Here is a 3,228-nt window from a genome sequence, read left to right as displayed (position 1 = left end):
CCCTCTTGAATGCTTTGTTAGTTGCCAGACCTAACGATTTCATTTGAAGTGGATTGCCGCTTTGCCAACACTAGCTTTACGTGTTTTAAGAAACTTAAATCAGGCGCAGTTTCAAAGCGACTGTCACTGAAACCACTTGGAACACACAACGCCGTAGAAAACGGACTGTCAAACCTAAGAGCTCTTTTGGAAAAACAATGCCACAGAGCTAGCTTTCAACAAGTAAATCGGCTTCTGAAACAGAAAACCCAAACCACATAAGAAACCAAAGCACGATTTTCACAAACCCAAATCACTAGAAATTGAAATACGAAAATCTAGCTAAAAACACAAGGACATTAACCCTAAACATTCTGCTTTAAGTGGCGTTTTTCCCGTTGGCAACTAACGCCTTGCTAAGGTGTGAGTAACGCAATACAAAAGCTACCGCACGACGCCTTAATCACATAAGCCACCGCAAAGTAAAAATGCCACGCGTTACGAATCACTCTTAAGCAATTTGTTAGTACATGCGCTACTTCTATTTATGGACTCCAAGATATTGAAAAGTGGCATGATATGAAAGGCTTTGAACACTGAAGTGAGACGGGCAGCTACAAAACTTTACCGTCATTGAGAGACGAAAGTTGGCTAGAAGAAAAACGCACTGAACGCCCCTACTTTCACTCACTTCAAATTAGAAAAGGATTCGATCCTCGCACTTTGATGGCAACACTCAAAGAAAGATAGGATTCACTTCGGAAGTACAGCGGAAACGAAAAAGCGCCAAAGAAATCGGCTAAGAGTTAGAAGCCGTAAACGGTGAAATCAAAGCGAGCACTCCGCATATAGTGCCACCGGAAAGATCGTGAAAGGCGCTAACTGAAAGGTGTAAATACGAGCGCCAAAACAGATAAACACCAGAACTTATGACCTTTGATGTCAACCCCGTACTAACGCCGCATTAAGGTGTGAGCAACGCTACCACGAAACCCAACCATACCACCGTAAACACAAAACCCAACGATGGAATGAAAAATGCCATGCGTTGGGAATCACTCTTAAATGCTTTGTTATGAATACTTTACAAAGGTCTAACTAAAATTTTCAGCAATTCAGGTTGAACTTTAAGTCGAACATATTGCTCAGCATCTTCATTATCATTCACTGCGACATATACGACTTTGCCTGATTCAAGTAGCTGCTGAACTGCTTTGATTAATGAGTTTCTGCGAGACTGCATTTTTACCTGTCGATCATCAACAAATACTGCGTCACATTTTTCGTCATACGACAATATGCTTTTTGATACCCACGGCGAACCAATTTTATCTTTAATAATGGCAACAGAGCAGTTGCTAATAATACGTCTAATACTAGGGTTTACTTTTATTAAATTGAATTTATGCTTCTTCTTTTGGAAAACATATTCAACTTTACCTTCTTTAATATAATTGTTATTTACTCGACTCCAAGATGTTGCTCCCCCCCTTTCTCCTTTAAGAGCAGTCAACTCAAAGTCACTTCCACCATCATCAATTATGATATTTTTATCATTAAACGTAACTTCAACTTTGCTCGAGTCTGCATACTTGATAGAGTTTTGTATAACTTCCAGAATTAAATCACACATATGTTTAACAAAGCTACGTTCATATTCATCGCTTGTTACGTAATAATTAAGCTTATACTCAATTTGAGGTCCTATCACATCATTCAAGTAATCGTTTAAATTATTTGGAGTTAATTCCTCTATAGGTAGCTTTATTGTTTTCCCAAGCAATCTATCAACCAACATTAAATTTTCAGCTGTTGATGTATTTAAGGAAATTAAACCGTTATCAGCACAAATATCAACTATTTTAGCTACAGTATTTGAAGCTAGCTTCGCAGCCTCTGTCTGAAAATCTTGATTAAAATCATCATCGCCGTTATCAGATACAGACTTAACAACTAACCACGGTATGTGCGCCATAGATGGCACAAAAGCAAAAGCTTCCATTTCTCCACCTATTACCTCTGAATAACCAGAAAGCAGAATATCTCGCTTTTCTGTACTAGCATATAGGGTTTCAAGGCTAACTATATCTCCAAGCACAACATTATTTATAGAAGCTAAAATATCAGTACTAATTAAGTCCATTTGTATTGAACTTGTCGTGACATTGTCCTTAAACTGAACAGAATCCCCTTCGACTTTCTGGCTATTCAAAGAAATCACTTTTGAACTAACTAAGGTATCACCAACTTTAGATTTTTCTGGGTTACCCCAGCAAAATCCACAAAGAATCAGTTGAACTGGATTAGGAAATTTTTGATTTGAAATAAAAGAAATTATCAATCGAGAAATTGATTTTACTTTTCCTATACCACTCTCCCCAGAAAGGTGTATAACAAAGCGATTAGAAAGCAACCCAATCGAACACCCCGAAGTATTCAAATTTACTTCTAGTTCTCTTCTATTGGTAAGTAAATTATTTACAGCATCTTTTTCTACACTATTGGATGTACAAATTAAGATATAGTTTTCATTTAAAACATCATAATAATCGGTTATCTGAATTTTCATAGTCTAATACACTGCAAAAACCGTAATTGTAACATACTTAGTGCTTACGCTGTATTCATAACGCCGCATTAAGGTGTGAGCAACGCTGCCACCTACACTAAACCGTTGCGCCGTAAACACGAAACCCAACCTTGAACTGAAAATGCCAAGCGTTGAGAATCACGCTTAAATGCTTTGTTATGTTTGTTGAATTAGCAGCCGCATTATCTATTAGAAACGACATCTTATTTTTAGTTTCTTACCACTCACAGTAGTTTTTAGAATTAGGCTTGTCCGGATCAAGAATTTGAACACAGAAGTTGTTTGACAGTTTATATTCACCGATAGCTGCTCTTACAGCATCCGATGTAACAGCAGATGAAAAATCAAACAAAAATGGTAAAATATCTCTACTTTTATCCCATTCTTTAGACAAATCTTCCGCAACATCTAAACCCAAATTCCAATGCCCTTCATTCATGCTGGAAAAATCATATAACTTCCATGCTGCAATATCATCCAATGATGCGGAATCTCCAGATTCATAGAAAGAAACTTCTATCTTAGAGTGCCACGGAAACACCCCAATATCGATCAGATCAATTTCTTTATCTGACAACCTTTCAAGGTTTGAACGAAAATATTCGAGAAGGGCTTTCTCTATTTTATTTATACAATATTCCATTTTTTCCTCGGAGAAC

The 3,228-nt window shown here is 37.2% G+C and carries 2 protein-coding genes; both read right to left on the bottom strand.

All coding sequences use genetic code 11. The annotated features are described in order from the left end of the window. Positions 1-1,063 precede the first annotated feature (1,063 nt). Positions 1,064-2,548 (bottom strand): 5'-methylthioadenosine/S-adenosylhomocysteine nucleosidase family protein, encoded by a 1,485-nt coding sequence (locus tag VNE01S_RS18605; protein WP_053397293.1) that lies wholly within the window; start codon positions 2,546-2,548, stop codon positions 1,064-1,066. Between the two features lie 238 nt (positions 2,549-2,786). Next, positions 2,787-3,228: hypothetical protein (locus tag VNE01S_RS18600; RefSeq protein WP_217998403.1), on the bottom strand; the 442-nt coding region annotated here is incomplete at its 5' end.

It is taken from the genome of Vibrio nereis NBRC 15637, from assembly GCF_001591105.1.
Classification (GTDB): Bacteria; Pseudomonadota; Gammaproteobacteria; order Enterobacterales; family Vibrionaceae; genus Vibrio; species Vibrio nereis.
This window is presented reverse-complemented; position numbering and strand designations above follow the sequence as displayed.